We start from the raw sequence: 20,172 nt of genomic DNA on the forward strand, positions 1-20,172 counted from the left end.
GGCAACGACATAGGGGAAATGCGGCTCAGTTGCGCCAGAAATCGGGGTTCAGCAGCGCAAGGATGGCCAGTGTTTCCAGCCTGCCAAGGACCATAGCGGCGCACAGGATGGCTTTGGCGGCATCGGGCAGTGCTGCATAGGAAATAGGCGCTTCGGTCGCAATCGAGGCGATCGGGCCGGTGGTCGTCAAGGCAGCGAAGGTCAGCAGTGTCGCTTCTTCGAAGCTCATGCCGGTCAGGGCCAGCGCCGACATCACGAGGGCAATGGATAGCGCGAAAAGCATGAAGAAGATCCAGGCGATGGTGGAGCCTTCGCGCCTGAGCCGTCGTCCTGTATACCCTGCGCTATTGATCGAGGAGGGATGGATCAGGCGCTCCATCTCGCGCAGCCCGTGCTTGTAGAGCACGTAGACTCGCAACAGCTTCACCCCGCCCGCTGTCGTCGCCACTCCGCCCCCGAAGAGCGCGATCCCCGCCAACAGCAGCCCCGGCGTGCCGAGGCCGGACCAGTTCTGCGCCTGGGTCCAGGACGCGCTCTCGAAGCCGGTGGTGGTCAGGAAGGACAGCACCATGAAGACCGACCCCCAGAGCGCAGCGAGCGCATTGCCGTCGAAGCCGCCGGCATCGACCTCGAACGCGCCGAGCCAGTGGCGCAGGAACAGAAAGGCGGGGATCACGGTGACGAAGACCGCCGCGATGCGCAATTCGCGGTCGCGCCGCAATTCGTGCCAGTTCGGGGACCAGCCATTGATGAAGCTGCGGCGGGTGATCGCGAAGATCAGGAAGGTGAAGATCGCCAGCTCCGCCAGCCCGCCGCGGGGGGCGTTGCCGGGCAGCTCGCCAGCGGTGATCCCGCTCGTGGACAAGGTGGACATGGCGTAGATCAGGCCATGGGCCCCGGGGATGCCGCAGAGGATCATGATCAGCCACAGAACCCCGGTCAGGGTGATGTAGATCGGCGCGAGGCGGCTGGCGAAACGCAACAGCCGGGTGGCCGGTTCGGCATGGCCCTCGTTGCGGCCGGTGCTGCCGCCCTGCCCGGCCTCCTGGATCGAGGTGACCTCGAAGCCGCCCAGGGTCAGCGGCGCCATCACCGCAAAGGCGGTCACCCAGATGAGGAACCCGCCGAGCCAGGCCACGGTCGCGCGCCACAGGTGCACGGAAATGGGCAGGCGATCGGGCTCGAACAAGGTGGCGCCGGTGGTGGTCAGGGCGGAGACCATTTCCACATAGGCATTGAAAAAGCGCGTGGCCGGCACCGCCTCCGAGAGCGGCAGGGCGAGCATAAGCGGCAGCGCGGCAAAGGCCAGGAGCAGCGCCACCAGTTGGCGGCGCTCGCTGTTGGCGGCAGGGCTGTTCATGGTGGCAATGCCGAGAAACCCCGCGAGGACCAGAAACAGGATGCCGCCATAGAGAAACGGGCGCGCCGTGGCGTTGTCGCCCAAGGCGCCCGCGTGGAGCGCCGGGATGAACATCGCGAGCGCCCCGATCCCGATCAGGATGACGATCAGGGGGAACTTGCGCAGGGTTTCCATCAGAAGAAGTCGATCGAGACCTGGAGCAGACGCTCGACCTCGGGCACATCTTCGGCCAAGGCGAACATCACGATGACCGCGCCTTCCTCGATGCGGGTGCTGCCCGTGGGGCGGATCACCTTGCCATCCTTGAGCATGCCCGCCAGCAGCACGCCCTCCGGGAAGCCCACGTCGCGCACCACCTGCCCCGAGAGCGGCGAGGTCGAGAGCACTTGCGCCTCGATCACTTCGGCCTCGGCATTGCCGATGGAATAGACCGTGCGCACCCGGCCGTGGCGGACGTGGCGCAGGATCGAGCTGACGGTGGTGGCGCGCGGGTTGATATAGGCGTCGATGTTCAGGGGCCCCAACAGTGGCACGAGAGTCGGGTCGTTGACCAGCGAGATCGCCACCGGACAGCCCTCGGACTTGGCGCGCACGGCGGCCAGCAGGTTGGTCTTGTCGTCATCGGTGATCGCCAGCACCGCGTCGGCGCGTTCGATATTGGCCTCGCGCAGCAGATCGACGTTCAACCCGTCGCCATTGAGAACGATGGTCCGCTCCAGCGCGTCGGCAGCGATCTCGGCGCGTTTGCGATCCCGTTCTATCACCTTGACGCGGACACGGGATTCGCGGCTTTCGAGTGTGCGGGCCACGGTGAGACCCACATTGCCACCGCCGATGAGCACGATGCGTTCCTGTTTGCGCGTGGTCTTGCCGAACACTTCGAGGGTGCGGTCGAGGTCGTCATCCTTGCAGAAGATATAGATCTGATCCCCGGCGAAAAGCTGGTCGCCCGGGTCGGGCACGAAGAGCGTGCCCTTGCGCCGCACGCCCACGACCATGGCATGGAGCGTCGAGAACAGGTCGGTGAGTTGCCGCAGGGGCGTGGAGAGCACAGGGCAGTCCGCATCGAGCGAGATGCCCAGAAGCGTTGCCTTGCCGCCGAGGAATTTCTCGGTGTCGAAGGCCGCGGGGGCCGCGAGGCGTTTCAACGCGGCCTCGGCCACTTCGCGTTCGGGGCTGATCACCACGTCGATCGGCAGGTGATCGCGCCGGTAGAGGTCGGAATAGATCGCCGTGAGGTAGCTTTGGGAGCGCAGTCGGGCGATCTTGCGCGGGATCTCGAAGATCGAATGGGAGATCTGGCAGATCACCATGTTGACCTCGTCCGAGAAGGTCGCGGCGATGATCATGTCGGCGTCGTTCGCCCCGGCGGAAGTCAGCACGTCCGGGTAGGACGCAAAGCCGGTGATTCCCTGCACGTCGAGCGTGTCGGTGGCCCGGCGGACAAGTTCGGGGTTGTTGTCCACGACGGTGACGTCGTTACGCTCCCCCGCGAGGTGGCGGGCGATCTGCCAGCCCACCTGCCCTGCCCCACAAATGATGACCTTCATCGTTGCGCCCCATCTCGGTCTGGCCTCCGGCATACTTGACTGCGGGCGGCGTGAAAAGGCTAGGCCGCTGTCGCGGGGCGCGGGGCTTGTCTTGGGCCGCCGGCTTGGCGATGGTGGGACACCGGCGTGCTGTGACGCGCGGGCATGAACAGGAGGCGGAAGATGGGGCCTGCAACACGATCTGCCCTGGGCATGGGGTTTGCCGCGCTCTTGGGGCTGGGCGGCTGCGCCCCGATGCTGGTCTATGACCAGCCCGGGGTGACCGTGTCACGTTTGGCCAGCGACCTGGAGCGCTGTGCCGCTGTGGCCTTTGATGCCGCACCGCCGCAGATCACCCGCGAAAGCGTGACCGTGCGCAATGTCTCCATCGGTGCCGGCTACGGGTACGGGTATGGCTATCGCGGGCTCTACGGGGCTGGCGGATTCGACCGGGCCTGGGTGGATGTGGACCGCAACGAGTTGGCCCGGGAGGAGGCGCGACAGGCCTGCCTGCGCGAGGCGGGCTATGGGTTTGCGCAGATCCCGCGCTGCCAGAGCCTGTCGGCCCGGGACGTGACCGGTGCGACCCAACAGGCCGCCGTGGGCCCGCAAAGCTGTGCGGTCAGTGTGCCCGATGTCGGCCCGGTGGTGTTGAGCGGAACATGAGCGGGTTTCGGGAGGAAGGCAGATGACGCGGACGAGGCCGGTTGTCGGGATGCTGGGGGCGCTGGTCCTCGCGGGATGCGGTCCCCTTGTGGCCTATGACCAGCCGGGGGTGAGCGTGTCGCGGCTGGCCAGCGATCTGCAAAGCTGTGCCGCGCAAGCGCTGGCCAGGGCCCCGGTGGACATCACGCGGGAGCGGGTCACGGTGCAGGTGCGCGAGTATCGCTATGGCATCCCGCGAACGGGGTATGACAGGGTCTGGGCCGATATCGACCGCAACGAGGTGGTGCGCGAAGAGATCCGGCAACAGTGTCTGCAGGCAAAGGGATACACCCTGACGCAGGTGCCCCGGTGTACGAATGCGGGTGTCGTGACCGCAGAGACGCGGCAGGCCGCGGCAGGGCCGGGCAGTTGCGGGGTGAATGTCTCGGGCGTCGGTCCGGTGATCGTGTCGGGGTCCTGAGGCCGAGCTGACCGGCCCCTGAAGGGCTTGCGCCGCGCTGTGCGCGTCGCCCGATGCGAGGGGGCTGGCCCCGCGCTTGTCGCCCGGACCAATGGCGCACCCAAGGCGACCCCGGAGTGCTTCCACACGGATGAGGGGCAGCTAGGGCGCTGAGACGGCGATCAGTCCTCCTGAGCCTCCACCTGTTCCACATGGGCGACGCGGGCCCCGGACTTGGTGCTGGTCACCACGTTGAGCGATTTCAGTTTTCGGTGGAGAGCCGAGCGTTCCATGCCGACGAAGGCCGCCGTGCGGGAGATGTTGCCGCCGAAGCGGTTGATCTGCGTCATCAGGTATTCGCGTTCGAAAAGCTCGCGCGCCTCGCGCAGGGGCAGCGTCGCGAGCGTGCCCGAGACCAGCCCGGTGGCGCCATCGGCCTCGGCTTCGGGGCCTGCGCTGGGCAGTTCTTCGGGGCTGATCTCCCCCTCGCCGGTGCCGAGGATCAGCACGCGTTCCATCACGTTCTTGAGCTGGCGGACATTGCCGGGCCAGCGCATGGTCTGCAACATCGCCTCGGCCTCGGCCCCCAGTTCGCGCGCGGCGAGGCCCTGGGTTTCGTTGAAATGGGCGATGAAGTGGCGCGCCAGGACGGGGATGTCCTCGCGCCGCTCATCGAGCGAGGGCACGGTGATCGGGACCACGTTGAGCCGGTGGAACAGCTCTTGCCGGAGCCGACCGCTGGCGACCTCGGCCTCGAGATCCGTGGTCGAGGATGAGATCACGCGCAGATCGACCTTCACCTTTTGGGTGCCGCCGACGCGCTGGAACTGCTGGTCCACGAGGACGCGCAGGATCTTGGACTGGGTGCCGGCGGGCATGTCGGCCACCTCGTCGAAGAAGATCACACCGCCATCGGCCAGCTCCAGCAAACCCTTTTCCACGGATTTGTCCGGCCCTTCGCGCCCGAAGAGCACCTCTTCCATGCGGTCGGCCTCGATCGCGGCGGAGTTGACGGACACGAAGGGTCCGGAGGCGCGGGCCGAATTGGCATGAATGTAGCGGGCGGCGACCTCCTTGCCGCTGCCCGAGGGGCCGGTGAGCATCACCCGGCCGTTGGAACGGGTGACCTTGTCGAGCTGGCTGCGCAGGGTTTTCATCGCGGCGGAGTTGCCCAGAAGGTCGGTCGCCACCGGGCCCTGGCGTTTCAACTCGGCATTCTCGCGGCGCAGCTTGGAGGTTTCCATGGCGCGTTTGACCACCAGCAGCAGCTGGTCGATGTTGAAAGGCTTTTCGATGAAGTCATAGGCGCCCTGCTTGATGGCGGCGACGGCGATCTCGATATTGCCGTGGCCGGATATGATCACGATGGGGATCTCGGGGCGCTCGCGCTTGACCCGAACGAGGATGTCGATGCCGTCCATCGAGCTGTCCTTGAGCCAGATGTCGAGGATCATCAGGCCGGGGGGCTGGGCCTCGATCTGGTCCATGCAATCTTCGGCGGTGCCGACCGTGCGGGTGGCGTAGCCTTCGTCCTGAAGGATGTCGGAGACCAGCTCGCGAATGTCCTTCTCGTCGTCGATGATCAGAATATCGGTCATGCTGTCGCAGTCTTTTTTGGGGGCGTTATGTCGGGTTCGGGTCGGGATGCGTCGACTTGGGTGGCGGCCTCGGGATCCGGAGGGCGCGTCGGAAGCAGGATCACCGCGGCAGCCCCGGGCGGGGTGTCCGGGGTGAAGGGTTCGGCGGGCCGCAGCTCCAGCGTGCCCTGGTGTTCTTCTACGATCTTGCGGACGATGGGCAGACCGAGGCCGGTGCCCTTGTCGCGGGTCGTCACGTAGGGTTCGAAGAGTTTGGCGGTGTCCGGTGGCAGGCCGATGCCGTTATCGGCGATGGTCAGCTCCGCCTCCCGGCCCAGGTTGCGGAGACTCACGCGGATCTCGCCCGGGCGGGTATCGCCGGTCTTGCCGGTCTGGCGGCTCTCGATGGCTTCGCCGGCGTTCTTGAGCAGGTTGGTAAGCGCCTGCCCCATCAGGGTTGCGTCGAGATCGGCAGGCACAGGGTCCGGCGAGATGTCGGTGACGAAGGTCACGTCGGGTTGCGCGACCTGCTGTAAAAGCACTGCGTCGCGCACCAGTTGCGCGAGATCCAGATGGGCGGTCTCCGGCTCCGGCATGCGGGCGAATTTCGAGAATTCGTCCACTATTCGGCGCAAATCGGCGGTCTGGCGGATGATCACATCGCTGAGCTCCACCAGGGCGGGGCCGTCCTCGCCGAGGCGGGGGCCGAACTTGCGTTTCATGCGCTCTGCGGAAAGCTGGATCGGGGTGAGCGGGTTCTTGATCTCGTGGGCGATACGGCGGGCCACGTCGCCCCAGGCGGCCATGCGCTGGGCGGTGGCAAGATCGGTCACATCGTCGAAGGCCACCACGTAGCCTTCGAGCCGGTCCTCGCGGTTGAGGCGTTTGGCGATACGCACCAGCAGGCTTTCCTGCCGTCCCTGCCGGGTCAGGCTGACCTGTTGCTGGGCCACGTCGCGCAGACCGCCCTGCAGCTTGTCGAAGAGGTCCTCGAACTCGGGCACCACCTCGTCGATGCCGCGGCCACTGACGGTGACACCGTCGAGGGCCAGCATGGCGGTGGCGGAGCGGTTCATGAAATCCACCCGCCCCCGGGAATCGAGGCCGATGACCCCGGCAGTGACCGAGCCCAGCACGGAATCGAACAGGCGGCGGCGGCGCTCGATCTGGTTGGTGTTTTCCAACAGCGCCTCGCGCTGGGCCTTCAGTTGCCGGGTCATCTGGTTGAAAAGGCGCCCCAGCATGGCGATCTCGTCATCGCCCTGCTGTTCGGGGACCTTCACGTCCAGGTCCCCTGCCCCGACCCGTTGCGCCGCCCCCGCCAGCCGCCCCACCGGGCGCGACAGACGTTCGGCGAACCACAGCCCGAGCCAGATCGAGGCGATGATGAGGATGACCGCGAAGCCGATATAGAGCAGGCCGAAATCGAACAGCAGCTGGCCCCGGTCGCTTTCGAGTTGGCGAAAGAGCTGCACGGTTTCCTGGGTGTCGTCGAGCAGGGTCAGGATCTCGCCATCCACCTCGCGGCTGACATAGAGATAGCGGTCCACGTGGCGGGCGAGCTTCACAAGCGCACGGAATTCGTTGTTGGTCCAGTCTTCGATAACGATCGGGGTGCCCTGTTCGGACGCAGCGATCTGGTCCGGGGTGGGACGTTCGAAGTCAAAGAGGTAGCTGCGCTCGCCCCGGATGCGGATGTCGCCATTGGCGTTGACGATATAAGCCTCGCGCAGCCCGCGCTGCACGCTGCTCTGACCCTGGGCGAGCAGCTGCCGCAGGTCGCCATCGCTGAGAAAGACGCGCTCCGCCCGGGCGCGGTCGAGATAGGAGGCCAGCGCCGCGGTGTCGATCTGCAGCTGCACGCGCTGCTCTTCCTCATAGGCCTCGGCGGCGGCGAGGGACGCGCCGAGCACCCGCTGCACCCGGTCCGAGAACCAGCCTTCGAGCCCGAAATTCACCGTGATCGTCGCGAAGACCGCGACCAGAACCGTGGGCACGAGGGCGACGATGGCGAAGACGCCGGTCAGGCGCAGGTGCAGGCGGGATCCCGCCGACCGGGCGCGGCGGGCGGCGATCATCCGGGCAACGCGCTGCAGAACGAGTGCGGCGAGGATCAGGACGTAGACGAAATCGGCGAGAATCACCACGCGCAGGGTCGTGGCATCCTGTCCCTGATCCAGCGGGCCGAGCACGAGGAAAGTGGCGATCGCAAGGATCGGTCCCAGAGCCACCATGCCAAGGGTGGTCCAGGTTTGCAGGTTCCGCAGGGAAACGTAACGCGTCACCCAGCGGCTGAGATATCTTCCCGTGACTGCTCGCACGACACCTCGTTCCGCGGGCGAACCCGCGTGACCGTACCTTGATCGACACGCTGTTGCGCTTTTACATCAATTTGCGCCGGCGTGTCACCTGAATATCCAGATCGGTGATCTTCTTGCGCAAGGTATTGCGGTTGATCCCGAGCAGAGCGGCGCATTTGGCCTGGTTCCCGCCGGTCGCATCGAGGGCGATCTCGATCAGAGGGGTCTCTACCTCGCGCAGGATCCGCTGGTAAAGGCCCGGCGGCGGCAGTACCCCACCATGCAGGTCGAAATACCGGCGCAGGTGCTTTTCGACCGAGGCGCTGAGCTTGTCGGCCTCGCCCCCGCCCATCAGCGGCTCGATCGCGGGCTGGCTGCCGAGCACCATTTCCACATCCGCGCGCCCGATCTCGTCCTCCTGGGCGGTGATGACCAGCCGCTTCATGGCGTTTTCAAGCTGCCGGACATTGCCAGGCCAGGAATAGGCGCGGACCATGTCGCTGGCGGCCTCGGAGAGGCGCTTGAGCGGAGCGCCATCCCGCTCGGCCCGAGCCAGGAAATGGGTCGCCAGCAGCGGGATGTCATCCACCCGTTCGCGCAGGGACGGCACGTTGATCGTCACACCGCCGAGTCGGTAGAACAGATCCTGTCGGAAGATGCCGGCCTCCATCTTCTGCATCAGGTCCTTTTGCGAGGTGGACATGATGCGCGGGGAATTGTCGCCGAACTGGTCCAGCATCCGCACGATGCGACCCTGGGCTTCGTCGTCGAGATCGCCCACTTCGTCGAACAGGATCGAGCCGCCCCGGGCCTTGGCCACGAGGGTCGACGGGCCGTCGGCCCCGGCCAGGTCCGCCGCCCCCGCCACCACGAAGGGCAGCGTGCGGCGGTCCGAGAAGTCGTGGATCGCGCGGGCGATCAGGCTCTTGCCCGTCCCGCTCTCGCCGGTGATCAGCACCGGCAGGTCGGTGTTCATCACCCGCGCCACCAGCCGGTAGAGCGCCTGCATCTGCGGCGTGCGCCCCACGAGCGGCAAATCCTCGTTCGGGCTCTCGGAGCTGAGCTTGGGCGGTGGCGCGCGGCGCTTGACCTCCAGCGCGCGGGCGGCGCGCTTCATCAGGTCCGGCAGGTCGAAGGGTTTGGGCAGGTAGTCATAGGCCTCGGCCTCCGCTGCCTGGATCGCGGTCATGATGGTGTTCTGCGCCGAGATCACGATCACCGGCAGGCCGGGCCGGGCCTCGGTGATCTTGGGCAGCGTTTCCAGCCCGTTGCCATCGGGCATGATCACATCCGAGATCACCAGGTCGCCCTTGCCCTCTTCGACCCAACGCATGAGGGTCATCAGGCTGGAAGTCGCATGGACCTTGCAGCCGGCGCGGGTGAGCGCCTGGGTCAGAACGGTGCGGATCGTGCGGTCGTCATCGGCGACCAGAACGGTGCCATCCATCAGGTAGTCTCCTCGGTGCGGGGGGCGACAGGCAGGGAAATACGGAACACGGTGCGGCCAGGGACGCTGTCCACGGCGATCCAGCCATCGTGATCGGAGATGATCTTGGAGACGAGCGCGAGTCCCAGCCCGGTGCCATTCTCGCGCCCCGACACGAAGGGTTCGAACACGTCACTCTCGATCTCGGGGGGCAGGCCGGGGCCGTCATCCATGATCTCGATCTGCAACGGCACGGTGCCGCCAGAGCCGTCCTTGCGCCGCAAACGTAACGACAGCTCGTAGAAGGTCCGGATCCTGATCGTCCCGCCGGGTTTGCAGGCCTCGGCGGCGTTCTTGAGCAGGTTGAGAAATACCTGCAGCAGTTGGTCACCATCGGCATAGGTGTTGGGCAGGGACGGGTCGTAATCCTCGCGGATCGTGACATGAGCCCCGAAGCCCACCACGGCGGATCTGCGCGCGCGTTCCAGCACATCATGTATATTGACGGGCCTGAGGTCGGGGGGACGCAGGTTGCCGAACTGCTCCACCTGTTCCAGCAGTTTCACGATCCGGTGGCTTTCGGCGACGATCAGGTCGGTCAGCTCCCGGTCCTCGTTCGACAGGTTCATGCCCAGAAGCTGCGCGGCCCCGGTGATGCCGGCCAGGGGGTTCTTGATTTCATGGGCAAGCATCTCGGCCATGCCTATCGCGGATTTTGCGGCCGACTGGGACTGCATCGACCGGCCCAGACGCCCGGCGATTTCCCGCGGCTCCAGCAGCAGCAGCACAAGTTCGGGATTGTCCACCAAAGGCGAGACCTGGATGTTGCAAAGCACCGGCGGGCGTTCGCCCGTGCCCACGTCCACATCGTTGATGAAGAGCGGCGAGAGGTTCTTGCGGACCCGGTCGAACGCCTCTTCGAGGGGCGCGTCGACCATCAACTTGTCCCAGACCGGCGCGTCCAGAAGGCTGCGCTGGGAGCCGTTCATGAAATTCTCGGCCGCCGGGTTGAGTTCGAGAATGGTGTTCTCGCCCGACAGGATCAGCGCCGGGATCGGAAGGGAAACCCAGAGGGCCTGGGTGAGCTGGGTCATGCGGCCACCTGCGTCGTATCAGCGTCGGTGAGCGCCGCCGGCACGAGCCTGCGGACCGTTGCCGGGTCGGTGGCGGTGAGGATCGCGCGGCGCAGGGATTTCGGTGGGCTGAACCCGTCGGGCCGTGCCTCCATATACCAGCCGAGATGCTTGCGCGCGGTGCGCAGGCCAAGTTCGGGGCCGTAGAAGGCGAGCATGGCCTCGAAATGGGCGAGAACCAGATCGACCAGCGCGTCGCCACTGGGGATGTCGGGCGCGGGCGCGCCATAGAGGGCAGCGGCGATCTCGGCCAGCCGCCAGGGGCGTCCTTGCGCGCCGCGCCCCACCATCAGGCCGTCGGCGCCAGAGGCCGCGCGGGCCTGCGCCGCGGCGGCGGTATCGACAATATCGCCGTTCGCGATCACCGGGATCGACACCGCGCGTTTGACACGCCCGATGGCGGTCCAGTCAGCCGCGCCCTTGTAGAACTGGCAGCGTGTGCGCCCATGGATCGTGACCATGGCGATGCCCGCGGCCTCGGCCCGGCGCGCCAGGTCAGGTGCGTTGAGGCAGTCGTCGTCCCAGCCCAGCCGGGTCTTGAGCGTCACGGGCACATCCACCGCCGCCACCACCGCGTCGATCAGGGTCAGCGCGTGGTCGAGATCGCGCATAAGCGCCGAGCCCGACGCGCCATTGACGACCTTCTTGGCCGGGCAGCCCATGTTGATGTCGATGACGCGCGCGCCCTGGTCGGCCACGTACCGCGCGGCCTCGCCCATCCAGTATGCCTCTCGCCCGGCGAGTTGCACGGCGGTGGCCTGCGCGCCGAACCCCAGTTCGGCCCGCGCCCGGACGGAGGCCTTGGCCTGTACCATTTCCTGACTGGCGACCATCTCGGACACCACGAGACCGGCCCCGAAGCGGGACACGACATTTCGAAACGGCAAGTCCGTTATCCCCGCCATGGGCGCGAGAAGAACCGGGTTTGCCAGCGGTTGCTCTGCCAAGAGAACGGTCAAACGCTTAATCCTTGTGCATGTCTTCACCGGCTACCGGGTTTGCGGCCCTGCGGCAACGGCGTCGACCATAAATAGGACACGGATTCTTAAACTGCATCGTTTTTAGGCACTTTTCCCCCGGGGTCCGCTTGAGGATTGCGCCTTGTCGCACAGAGTCCTAGGAACGGAGCGGATTTCACCGAGAGAAGAGCATGTCTTGACGCCCAATGTTACGGCCATTCTTGTCGCGGCGGGGCGCGGCACACGCGCGGGCGGTGGGCTTGCCAAGCAATGGCGACCGCTTGGTGCGCGCCGGGTGATCGACTGGACGCTGGCGGCATTCGACCGGGCGACGCAGGTGTCGGAGCTGCTGGTGGTGCTGCACCCGGAGGATATGGACCTGGCAGCCACGCTGACCGCGGCCAAACCGCTGCGCTGCGTGTCCGGAGGTGCGACGCGGAGCGCGTCGGTCGCCTGTGCGCTCGCGGCGGTGGCCGACCCGGAGGCGATCGTGCTGATCCACGATGCGGCGCGGCCGGTGGTGTCGGCCGACCTGATCGCCCGGGTTGTCGCGGGGGTGATCGAGACCGGGGCGGCGGCCCCTGCCCTGCCGGTGGTCGACGCGCTCTGGACCGGGGCCGGGGATCGGGTGACGGGGATGCAGCCGCGCGACGGGCTCTACCGCGCGCAGACCCCGCAAGGTTTTCACGCCGGTGCGATCCGGGACGCCCATGCGGCGGCCACCGGGGCGGCGGCGGATGATGTGGAGATCGCCCGCGCCGCGGGTATGCCGGTGGCGATCGTCGCGGGCGACGAGCAGAACTTCAAGATTACCTACCCGCAGGACTTCGCCCGCGCGGCGGCCCTGCTGAAAGAGAGGGACAAGATGGATATTCGCACCGGCAATGGTTACGACGTGCACCGGTTCGGCACCGGCGACGCGGTGATCCTGTGCGGCGTGGAGGTCCCCCATGACCGCGCGCTGATGGGGCATTCTGATGCAGATGTGGGCATGCACGCGGTGACGGACGCGATCTATGGCGCGCTGGGGGATGGCGATATCGGCCAGCACTTCCCGCCCAGCGATCCGCAATGGAAGGGCGCGGCGAGCGAGATCTTTCTGCGCCACGCGGTCGCTCTGGCCGCTGAGCGGGGCTACACCATCACGCATATGGACTGCACGCTGGTCTGTGAGCGCCCGAAGATCGGACCGTACCATGCCGTAATGAAAGCGAAAATGTCCGAATTGATGGGGCTGCAACCGGATCAGGTGAGCGTGAAGGCGACCACGTCGGAGCGGCTGGGCTTCACCGGGCGCGAGGAAGGGATCGCGGCCCTGGCCACGGTCACATTGGTGCGGACATGAGCCGGGCGATTGCCACAGTCTTCGGGGTCGGATTGCTGCGCCCCGCGCCGGGGACCTGGGGGTCGCTGGCCGCCCTGCCCCTGGCCTGGGCGCTGCATGTGCTGGGCGGGTTCACCCTGCTGGCGCTGGCAAGCGTTGCGGTGTTCTTCGTCGGCTGGTGGGCCACGAGGGCCGCGACCGCGGGCGCGGAGGACCACGACCCTTCGGAGATCGTGATCGACGAGGTGGCGGGCCAGTGGATCGCACTTTGGCCGGTATCCTACGGGGCGCAGTTCGCCGGGGTCGACATGCTGGCGCTCTGGCCCGGCTGGATCGCGGCCTTCGCGCTGTTCCGGCTGTTCGACATCTGGAAACCGGGTCCCGTGGGCTGGGCCGACCGCCGCCATGACGCCTGGGGCGTGATGCTGGACGATGTGGTGGCCGGGGTGATGGCCGCGCTCTGCGTCGCCCTGTTGGCCGCGCTTGCCCATGGGGTGCTGATATGAGTGCTGCGGAGATCGTCGCGCTCTGCACGGCGCGCTGGCTGACGGTGAGTTGCGCCGAAAGCTGCACGGGCGGGATGGTGGCCGCGGCGATCACGGATATCGCCGGGTCGTCGGCCGTGTTCGAGCGCGGCTTCGTGACCTATTCGAACCTTGCGAAGACCGAGATGCTGGGTGTGACAGCACCCACGCTGGAAGCCCATGGCGCCGTGTCCGAAGAGGTGGCGCGCGAGATGGCGGCGGGCGCCCAAGTCGCCGCCCGCGCGGATATCGCGGTGGCGATCACGGGCATTGCGGGCCCCGGCGGGTCGGAGTTCAAGCCCGAAGGCCGCGTCTGTTTCGCGATCGTGGGTCCCGCTACGCCCCTTCGGTCGGAAACGGTGGAGTTCGGCGCACTTGGCCGGGCTGCGGTGCGCACAGCGGCGCGGGATCACGCGCTGGCGCTGATCCTGTCGGCGGCTCAGGCCGCAGCGGGGCCGTAAAGCGCCTCGGCGCGTTTTTCGAAAGCGCGGACGATGCGTTGCATCGCCTCGTGAAAGACAACGCCGATCACGCTTTGCAAAACCCGGTTCTTGAACTCGAAATCGGTCGAGAAATCGACCTTGCAGCCGCCCTCGTCAAGATCGGTGAAAACCCAACGCGATTGCATGTACCGAAACGGGCCATCGAGATACTCGGTATCGATCCGGTTGTCGGCCGGCACGAGGCATACCCGGGAGCCGAACTTTTCGCGGAACACCTTGAAGGAGATCACCAGGTCCGCGAGCATTTCCGAGCCGGTGGTGGTGTCGCGTACCGACCGAATGCGCGCCGCCGCGCACCAAGGCAGAAACTTCGGGTACGCGGCCACGTCCGCGACCAGCGCATACATTTGCGCGGCGCTATATGGCAGGGTACGGGATTCGGAATGCTGCGGCATGGCCTCAAGTATTTTGTACGGTTTTCCGTGGCAGTGGCAGGTGATTTCGGCCAACATGCGCCGGAAATCAAGGGGACGGGATGAAGCACGACGAATATGTCATCGACAAGATAATCTCGGCCAAGGCGATTGCCGCCCGGGTCGAGGCGCTTGCACGTGAGATCGAAAGGGCCTTTGCAGGCACGGACAAGCTGATCGTGATCGGGTTGCTGCGCGGGTCATTCGTGTTCATCGCGGACCTGGTACGGGAGCTGGATCTGCCGGTTGAGGTCGATTTCCTGGAGGCATCGTCCTATGGCGACGGCATGGAAAGCTCGCGGGAGGTGCGGATCCTGAAAGACCTGCGCGGCGAGATTGCCGGGCGCGATGTGTTGGTGGTCGAGGACCTGGTAGATACGGGCTTTACCCTGTCCCATGTCACGCGCCTGCTCGCCTCGCGGGAGCCGCGACGGATGGAGACCATCTGCTTGCTGGACAAGCCCACACGGCGCGAGGTCGATGTGCAGGCAACCTGGATCGGGTTCGAGATTCCGGACGAATTCGTCGTCGGCTATGGCATCGATTACGCGCAGCGCAACCGCAACCTGCCCTATATCGGCAAGGTTCGGAAGCTGTGAGGCGCGTGTGACGGGGTCGACGCCATGAACATGGGTTGGTTTCTGCGGATGGCACGGTGGGTGCGTCACCCGCCCTCGCCGGGCTTGGTCAAGCTGGTTTTCGTGGTGATCGGTATCTGTGCGGCGATCTACGGGGTCGAGCTTGTCTTCGGCTGGCCAGAGAGCCTGTCGCCGGAATGGCCGCGCCCGCCGCGGTTCTAGCGATAGCGCGAGGCGTTCGGCAGGGGGTGCAGTTTACCACACCGGGCGGCGGCCGCGTCCATGATCGGAACCCTGCGCGACACCTTTCCAGGCGAGATCAACCCAAGTCCCCCGGCACAGAGCACACCGGTGAGCATGAGGACACTGACGCCTTGCAAGAGCCGGCTTATGTCAAGCGAGGCCAGCACCAAGACCCCTGCCGCCACGAGCATGTTCACACCCGCAAGGACCGCCGCCCAGAGTGCGACAAGGCTGGTGATCGCCAAACCTGCGCTGGCCGGGGAGCGGACCTGCTTGATCCAGACCGGGGTGGTCGACGGCAGCAGGACCAGCCCCCCGCACAACAGCAAGAGGAATGCGATGACATAGGGCCATTGCTCTGCCCGTGGCACATAGCTGCTGTCGAACTGCGCGATAAGCAGCCCCATCTGCGCAGAGAGCCCGATACAGGCCAGACCGAATACTCGGTACAGGATCCAGAGTATCCCCCGCATCCCACTGCGCAGATAGGCCATGGCAGCCTCCAAAACTCGAAACACTCGTACGGCCCCGACGACTCGTCCCAACACGGGGCATTTGAATGGCATTTTACGCGAATCTATCGCAAATGCAGGGAGTTTCGGCGCGCATGGTTAAGGCCGCACCCCTGGGGCGCGGCCTTGATCAGGTCGGATCAGGATTTGTCGGACGCTCAGGCTTCGGCGAGCCGGGCCATGCGGTTCTCACGCAGACGGGCGAAATCGTCGCCGGCGTGATAGCTCGACCGGGTCAGGGGCGTGGCCGAGACCATCAGGAAGCCCTTGCCATAGGCCGCCTTCTCGTAGGCCTTGAACTCCTCGGGCGTGACGAACCGGTCGACCGTGTGGTGCTTGGGCGTCGGTTGCAGGTATTGGCCGATGGTCAGGAAATCGACATCCGCTGCGCGCATGTCGTCCATCACCTGCATCACGCCCTGCCGGTCTTCGCCCAGGCCGACCATGATGCCCGATTTGGTGAACATGGACGGGTCCAGTTCCTTGACCCGCTGCAACAGCCGCAGGGAGTGGAAGTAGCGCGCGCCGGGCCGCACGGTGGGATAGAGCCCCGGCACGGTTTCAAGGTTGTGGTTGAATACGTCCGGCCGGGCCGCGACCACGGTTTCCAGCGCCTCGGGCGCACATTTCAGGAAATCGGGCGTCAGGATTTCGATGGTGGTGTCCGGGGCGTGACGGCGAATTGCGCGGATTGTCATGGCGAAATGCTCCGCCCCGCCGTCTTCGACATCGTCACGGTCCACGGAGGTGATGACCACGTGGTTCAGTCCGAGCTTCTTGACCGCATCGGCCACGCGGCCCGGCTCGAAGGCGTCAAGTGCGTCAGGCTTGCCGGTGGCGACGTTGCAGAAGGTGCAACCGCGGGTGCAGATCTCGCCCATGATCATCATGGTGGCGTGGCCCTGGCTCCAGCATTCGCCGACATTGGGGCAACCGGCCTCTTCACAGACCGTGGTCAGCTTGTGGCTGCGCATGATGTCACGGGTTTCGGTATACCCTTTGCCGCCGGGGGCCTTGACCCGGATCCAGCTCGGCTTTCTTGGCTGGGCATTGTCCGGACGGTGGGCTTTTTCCGGGTGACGCTGTTCGGGCAGTTTCAGATCACGCATGGGTCTCTCCTCTGGTCAGGAGACATAACCAAACAGAAGAAAAAAGTAACTGCGCTTTGTGCATACCCGTCATGTACGCGCCGATCTGTCCCAGGCGCGGGCCGGGGATGCGCAGAAAAAACGCGCAGTGTCCCTGACCCGAGACACTGCGCGCAAAAAAGGCAAGCCACCACACCTGCCTTGTTCGAAAAACTCCAGGTCAGCCGATCAGGCCGCCGCCCTGACCGTGTACACGCTTGTAGTATTCGGACAGCCGTTGCAAGGCGATCCGCAGGACGATCTTGCCCGAGCGCGCGGACCAACCCATGCGCTTCTCGGCGGCTTCAAGGCCTTCGAGAAAGCAGCAGCATCGCAGCACTACATCGCCCAGCCCCGGTCCAAGCTCCTGCAAGGCCGCGTGCACGCGATCCTTGGCCTGACCAGACCCACCGCCGTGATCGGAGCCCGGCTGGAAGCTGCTGCGGTCGGACGTGGTCAAGAACTTCTCCCAGTTCTGAGTTGTTCGCGGACCCATTTGCGCCAATTCGAAGTCCTCGCGCAACCGTTCACCCGCAGAAACCATCTCATCGGTCAAAAACGGCGTACCATCCTTGTCCCGACGCCGGGCAAGGCTGAGCATGGGCGATTCGGCCAGGTTGTAGCGCAGGCGGGCGGTCTCGCCGGTGTCGCTCGCGACGACCTGCCGCTCGCCCCAGTCGCGATGCTGTTCCGCGAAGGCCGCAACCTCCGGTGTGTCCAGCCCACTCTTGCGCTTGGCGTCATCCGCCAGAAGACGTTTCAGCGCCAGACGCCCGGCATGGGTGATCTCGTATTGCGCCACCTTGCCCGCGCTGCGGCACTTGACCCAATCCTGCAGCGCGAAGGCTTGCGCGATCCCGCGGTCGACCACGGCAATCCGGCGCGGAATGCCATCGGTCATCCGCAGCACGACGGCCTTTTCCATTTCCGGTGAAACCGCCAGCACGGCATCGCTTTCGCACAGCCGACGCAGGATGCGGCGTGCCTCCCGCTCGATTTTCGCGGTCTCGGTCTTCAGAAGCATGCGGGGATGGGCGCTCATGGGGATGACGTCCTGTTCTGCTGGAGAGGAAGGGGTGAAATGCGCACGCAAGGTGTCGAGCGCTTCGTCAATCAGGGGGTCGTCCCGTTCGGTTTCGAGTTTGCGGATCTGGCGCAGCACGGTTGAGGCCGCACAGCCCGCTTCCCGGGCAACGGACCGGATCGACAGACCCAGTTCCGTATGGGCCAGGTAGTGACGGGCATGTGTGGGGACCCAATCTGGCAGGTCCATGAGCGTGTTTGGGGCGGAAGAAAAGCTTGACATGCCAGTCCTCGTATTGCGGCGAATGCAACCTAGGGTTGATATGGTTACTGGAATCTTAAATCCCGTTGAGATCCCCATAATCAATTTCAAAAGATAAACAGTTGTTTACCAACCGAACGCAGCGGACGGGGCTGACGCAACACAATCTGTGGTTGTGTTTTTCTGATTGCGATTTTTACGCAAGGACACGCCCATGACACCGCTTCTCGCTTCGCTTTCCACCCTGCGCCGCCCCCAGACCCTGATGCGCGCCGCCCGGTTCGGCCTGCGCGACTACAGCCGTGAAAGAGACCTCAAGCGCCTGATCAAAAAGCAAAAAGCGCCGCGCCCGGCAAAGGCGTTGCAAGAGCTGATGGCGATCGAGTCCCTGCTGGAGGAAACCAGGCAGGCAGGACAGGCTGCCTATTCGGTCGCCCGGCATATCGAAGTGCTGGCGGCGATCATGGCCGAGACGCGACTCCTGCCGGAGTTCATGCAGCTCGATCGCGTTGGTTAAAAAGCTCTAAAGAGCCCTCAGATGAAGGCGTCCGGCATGGACGCCTTTTTACGTTCTATATATGTTCTCAATTGCGACTCGATGTCCGGGTCGAGCGGCGGTGCCTCGTAACGCGCGAGCAAATCGCTGAGTCGCTGTGCCGCGAGCGCCTGGGTATCGCGCGCGCCTTCCTCCGCCCAGGTCTCGAACGGTTTGCAATCGAAGACATCGGAACGCCAGAAGGCCTGCTTGTAGTTGTTCTGGGTGTGGTCGCAGCCCAAGAAATGCCCGCCCGGTCCTACCTCGCGCAGGGCATCCATCGCCTGGGCGTTGTCGTCGAAGGGCGCGCCTTGGGCCAACTTGTGCAGCGTGCCCAACTGGTCGGCATCCATGACGAACTTCTCGAAGCTGGCCACGAGACCGCCCTCCAGCCAGCCGCAGGCGTGCAGCATGAAATTCACACCCGCCAGCAGGCCCGCGTTCAGGGAATTCGCGGTCTCGTAACCGGCCTGGGCATCGGGCAGTTTCGAGCCGCAGAATCCACCACCGGACCGATAGGGCAACCCAAGACGGCGGGCGAGTTGCCCCGCGCCATAGGTGATCTGTGCCGCCTCAGGCGTGCCGAAAGTGGGCGCGCCGGAGTTCATGTCGATGGAGGTCACGAACGCGCCGAAGATCACCGGCGCGCCGGGTTTGACCAATTGGGAATAGGCCACGCCCGCCAGGACCTCTGCCAGAACCTGTGTCAGCGTGCCCGTGACCGAGACCGGCGCCATGGCCCCACCCACGATAAACGGCGAGATGATGCAGGCCTGCCCTGCCCGGGCGTAGACTTCGAGCGCACCCATCATCGTCGCATCGAAGGTCAGGGGCGAATTGACATTGATGAGCGACGTCATCACCGGCCCCTGGGCCATCCGCTCCGCCCCGAAGAGGATCTCGCACATCTCGACGCTGTCCTGGGCCCGGCTCGGCTCGGTGACCGAGCCCATGAACGGCTTGTCGCTGAGCGTCATGTGGGCAAAGAGCATGTCCAGATGGCGCTTGTTCACCGGCACATCGGTCGGCTCGCAGACGGTGCCGCCGGAGTGGTGCAGCCAGGGCGACAGGTAGGCGAGCTTCACGAAGGTCTCGAAATCCGCAAGCGTGGCGTAGCGGCGCCCGCCGCCGATGTCGCGCACGAAGGGTGGGCCGTAGACCGGTGCCAGCACCAGGCTGTCGCCGCCGATTTCGACCGAGCGGGCTGGATTGCGCGCCAGTTGGGTGAAGCGCGCAGGCGCCATGGCGCAAAGCTTTCTGGAAAGACCACGGGGGATGTGCACCCGCTCCCCCCGGATATCGGCCCCGGCATCGCGCCAAAGTGCCAGTGCTGCGGGGTTGTCGACGAAATTGACGCCGATCTCTTCGAGCACGGTCTCGGCGTTGTGCTCGATGATATCGAGCGCTTCGTCGGAATGCATGTCGAAGGTCGGAATCCCCCGATGGATGGTGGGTGCGACATCGACACGGATGGCCGTGCGTTCGGCCCGGCGTGCCGCCCCGCCCCCGCTCCGGCCGCGCCGTCGTACGGATACTGCATCACCCATGTTGGACTCTCCCGGATTGCACCTGTGACGAGGCTACGCCGTCGAAACGCGCGTCGGACTGCATTTTGCGGCCTTCTGCGGCGGGAAGCGACATCGCACCGCCCGGGCGGGCAAATTTGCGGATCTGTCGCTGCGCCTGTCCGGTTTTCGATGCGCCGCCGTTGCACCCGCCCGCGCAAGGCCCTAAAGCCG

20 protein-coding genes are annotated in these 20,172 nt (G+C 65.5%); 8 read left to right on the forward strand and 12 right to left on the reverse strand.

Annotated elements, in window-relative coordinates:
- Nucleotides 1–25: 25 nt before the first annotated feature.
- Both DSHI_RS07980 and trkA read right to left on the reverse strand, forming a co-directional pair.
- The gene (locus DSHI_RS07980; protein ID WP_012178240.1) at nucleotides 26–1,534 is read right to left on the reverse strand and encodes a TrkH family potassium uptake protein; all 1,509 of its coding nucleotides are present in this window, start codon (nucleotides 1,532–1,534) and stop codon (nucleotides 26–28) included.
- Nucleotides 1,534–2,910 carry a Trk system potassium transporter TrkA gene (gene trkA, locus DSHI_RS07985; protein WP_012178241.1) on the reverse strand — a complete coding sequence of 459 codons (1,377 nt, stop codon included), beginning with the start codon at nucleotides 2,908–2,910 and terminating at the stop codon, nucleotides 1,534–1,536. Before trkA ends, DSHI_RS07980 begins: the two co-directional genes overlap by 1 nt.
- A 162-nt stretch (nucleotides 2,911–3,072) precedes the next feature.
- On the opposite strand from trkA, the gene DSHI_RS07990 reads away from it, so the two are divergent.
- Complete coding sequence (locus DSHI_RS07990; protein WP_012178242.1) at nucleotides 3,073–3,555, forward strand: hypothetical protein; 483 nt, start codon at nucleotides 3,073–3,075, stop codon at nucleotides 3,553–3,555.
- 22 nt (nucleotides 3,556–3,577) lie between these two features.
- Nucleotides 3,578–4,015, forward strand: coding sequence for a hypothetical protein (locus tag DSHI_RS07995; protein ID WP_012178243.1), 438 nt, complete (start codon nucleotides 3,578–3,580; stop codon nucleotides 4,013–4,015).
- Between the two features lie 161 nt (nucleotides 4,016–4,176).
- Here DSHI_RS07995 and ntrX read toward each other — a convergent pair whose 3' ends face one another.
- The 5 genes from ntrX to dusB all read right to left on the reverse strand — a co-directional run bounded on the left by ntrX (nucleotide 4,177) and on the right by dusB (nucleotide 11,389).
- Nucleotides 4,177–5,592, reverse strand: coding sequence for a nitrogen assimilation response regulator NtrX (gene ntrX, locus DSHI_RS08000; protein WP_012178244.1), 1,416 nt, complete (start codon nucleotides 5,590–5,592; stop codon nucleotides 4,177–4,179).
- Nucleotides 5,589–7,805 carry a sensor histidine kinase NtrY-like gene (locus DSHI_RS08005; RefSeq protein ID WP_083768418.1) on the reverse strand — a complete coding sequence of 739 codons (2,217 nt, stop codon included), beginning with the start codon at nucleotides 7,803–7,805 and terminating at the stop codon, nucleotides 5,589–5,591. Before DSHI_RS08005 ends, ntrX begins: the two co-directional genes overlap by 4 nt.
- A 148-nt stretch (nucleotides 7,806–7,953) precedes the next feature.
- On the reverse strand, nucleotides 7,954–9,318 hold the full coding sequence (locus DSHI_RS08010) for a response regulator (protein WP_012178246.1): 1,365 nt from the start codon (nucleotides 9,316–9,318) through the stop codon (nucleotides 7,954–7,956).
- Entirely contained in the window at nucleotides 9,318–10,391 is a 1,074-nt protein-coding gene (locus DSHI_RS08015; protein WP_012178247.1) for a two-component system sensor histidine kinase NtrB, read from the reverse strand. Before DSHI_RS08015 ends, DSHI_RS08010 begins: the two co-directional genes overlap by 1 nt.
- Nucleotides 10,388–11,389, reverse strand: coding sequence for a tRNA dihydrouridine synthase DusB (dusB, locus tag DSHI_RS08020; RefSeq protein WP_012178248.1), 1,002 nt, complete (start codon nucleotides 11,387–11,389; stop codon nucleotides 10,388–10,390). The genes DSHI_RS08015 and dusB overlap by 4 nt, the downstream gene beginning before the upstream one ends.
- 196 nt (nucleotides 11,390–11,585) lie before the next feature.
- On the opposite strand from dusB, the gene DSHI_RS08025 reads away from it, so the two are divergent.
- The 3 genes from DSHI_RS08025 to DSHI_RS08035 are packed head-to-tail and all read left to right on the forward strand — an operon-like array spanning nucleotide 11,586 to nucleotide 13,698.
- The gene (locus DSHI_RS08025; protein WP_050757824.1) at nucleotides 11,586–12,734 is read left to right on the forward strand and encodes a bifunctional 2-C-methyl-D-erythritol 4-phosphate cytidylyltransferase/2-C-methyl-D-erythritol 2,4-cyclodiphosphate synthase; all 1,149 of its coding nucleotides are present in this window, start codon (nucleotides 11,586–11,588) and stop codon (nucleotides 12,732–12,734) included.
- On the forward strand, nucleotides 12,731–13,219 hold the full coding sequence (locus tag DSHI_RS08030) for a phosphatidylglycerophosphatase A family protein (protein ID WP_012178250.1): 489 nt from the start codon (nucleotides 12,731–12,733) through the stop codon (nucleotides 13,217–13,219). The genes DSHI_RS08025 and DSHI_RS08030 overlap by 4 nt, the downstream gene beginning before the upstream one ends.
- Entirely contained in the window at nucleotides 13,216–13,698 is a 483-nt protein-coding gene (locus DSHI_RS08035) for a CinA family protein (RefSeq protein ID WP_012178251.1), read from the forward strand. The genes DSHI_RS08030 and DSHI_RS08035 overlap by 4 nt, the downstream gene beginning before the upstream one ends.
- Here the strand turns inward: DSHI_RS08035 and DSHI_RS08040 are convergent.
- Nucleotides 13,677–14,135, reverse strand: a complete 459-nt coding sequence (locus tag DSHI_RS08040) for a type II toxin-antitoxin system RatA family toxin (protein ID WP_044027692.1) — start codon at nucleotides 14,133–14,135, stop codon at nucleotides 13,677–13,679. The two genes, DSHI_RS08035 and DSHI_RS08040, sit on opposite strands and share 22 nt — an antisense overlap.
- 80 nt (nucleotides 14,136–14,215) lie before the next feature.
- Here DSHI_RS08040 and hpt point away from each other — a divergent pair, with 80 nt between their 5' ends.
- Together hpt and DSHI_RS22495 are read left to right on the forward strand one after the other, a co-directional pair.
- Nucleotides 14,216–14,752, forward strand: coding sequence for a hypoxanthine phosphoribosyltransferase (gene hpt, locus DSHI_RS08045; RefSeq protein WP_012178253.1), 537 nt, complete (start codon nucleotides 14,216–14,218; stop codon nucleotides 14,750–14,752).
- Nucleotides 14,753–14,782: 30 nt separating this feature from the next.
- Entirely contained in the window at nucleotides 14,783–14,953 is a 171-nt protein-coding gene (locus tag DSHI_RS22495) for a hypothetical protein (protein WP_162017695.1), read from the forward strand.
- Here DSHI_RS22495 and DSHI_RS08050 read toward each other — a convergent pair.
- The 3 genes from DSHI_RS08050 to DSHI_RS08060 all read right to left on the reverse strand — a co-directional run bounded on the left by DSHI_RS08050 (nucleotide 14,950) and on the right by DSHI_RS08060 (nucleotide 17,919).
- Nucleotides 14,950–15,468, reverse strand: coding sequence for a hypothetical protein (locus DSHI_RS08050; RefSeq protein ID WP_012178254.1), 519 nt, complete (start codon nucleotides 15,466–15,468; stop codon nucleotides 14,950–14,952). The genes DSHI_RS22495 and DSHI_RS08050 overlap by 4 nt on opposite strands.
- 176 nt (nucleotides 15,469–15,644) lie before the next feature.
- A complete protein-coding gene (gene lipA / locus DSHI_RS08055) occupies nucleotides 15,645–16,595 on the reverse strand; it encodes a lipoyl synthase (RefSeq protein WP_012178255.1) in 951 nt (316 codons plus the stop codon).
- A 199-nt stretch (nucleotides 16,596–16,794) separates the two neighbouring features.
- On the reverse strand, nucleotides 16,795–17,919 hold the full coding sequence (locus DSHI_RS08060; protein WP_012178256.1) for a DUF6456 domain-containing protein: 1,125 nt from the start codon (nucleotides 17,917–17,919) through the stop codon (nucleotides 16,795–16,797).
- Between the two features lie 193 nt (nucleotides 17,920–18,112).
- Between DSHI_RS08060 and DSHI_RS08065 the strand changes: the two genes are divergently transcribed.
- A complete protein-coding gene (locus DSHI_RS08065; RefSeq protein WP_012178257.1) occupies nucleotides 18,113–18,415 on the forward strand; it encodes a DUF6477 family protein in 303 nt (100 codons plus the stop codon).
- Nucleotides 18,416–18,432: 17 nt separating this feature from the next.
- On the opposite strand, the gene DSHI_RS08070 is transcribed toward DSHI_RS08065, so the two are convergent.
- Nucleotides 18,433–19,980 carry a trimethylamine methyltransferase family protein gene (locus tag DSHI_RS08070; RefSeq protein ID WP_012178258.1) on the reverse strand — a complete coding sequence of 516 codons (1,548 nt, stop codon included), beginning with the start codon at nucleotides 19,978–19,980 and terminating at the stop codon, nucleotides 18,433–18,435.
- Between the last annotated feature and the right edge of the window lie 192 nt (nucleotides 19,981–20,172).

It is taken from the genome of Dinoroseobacter shibae DFL 12 = DSM 16493 (genome assembly GCF_000018145.1).
Classification (GTDB): Bacteria; Pseudomonadota; Alphaproteobacteria; order Rhodobacterales; family Rhodobacteraceae; genus Dinoroseobacter; species Dinoroseobacter shibae.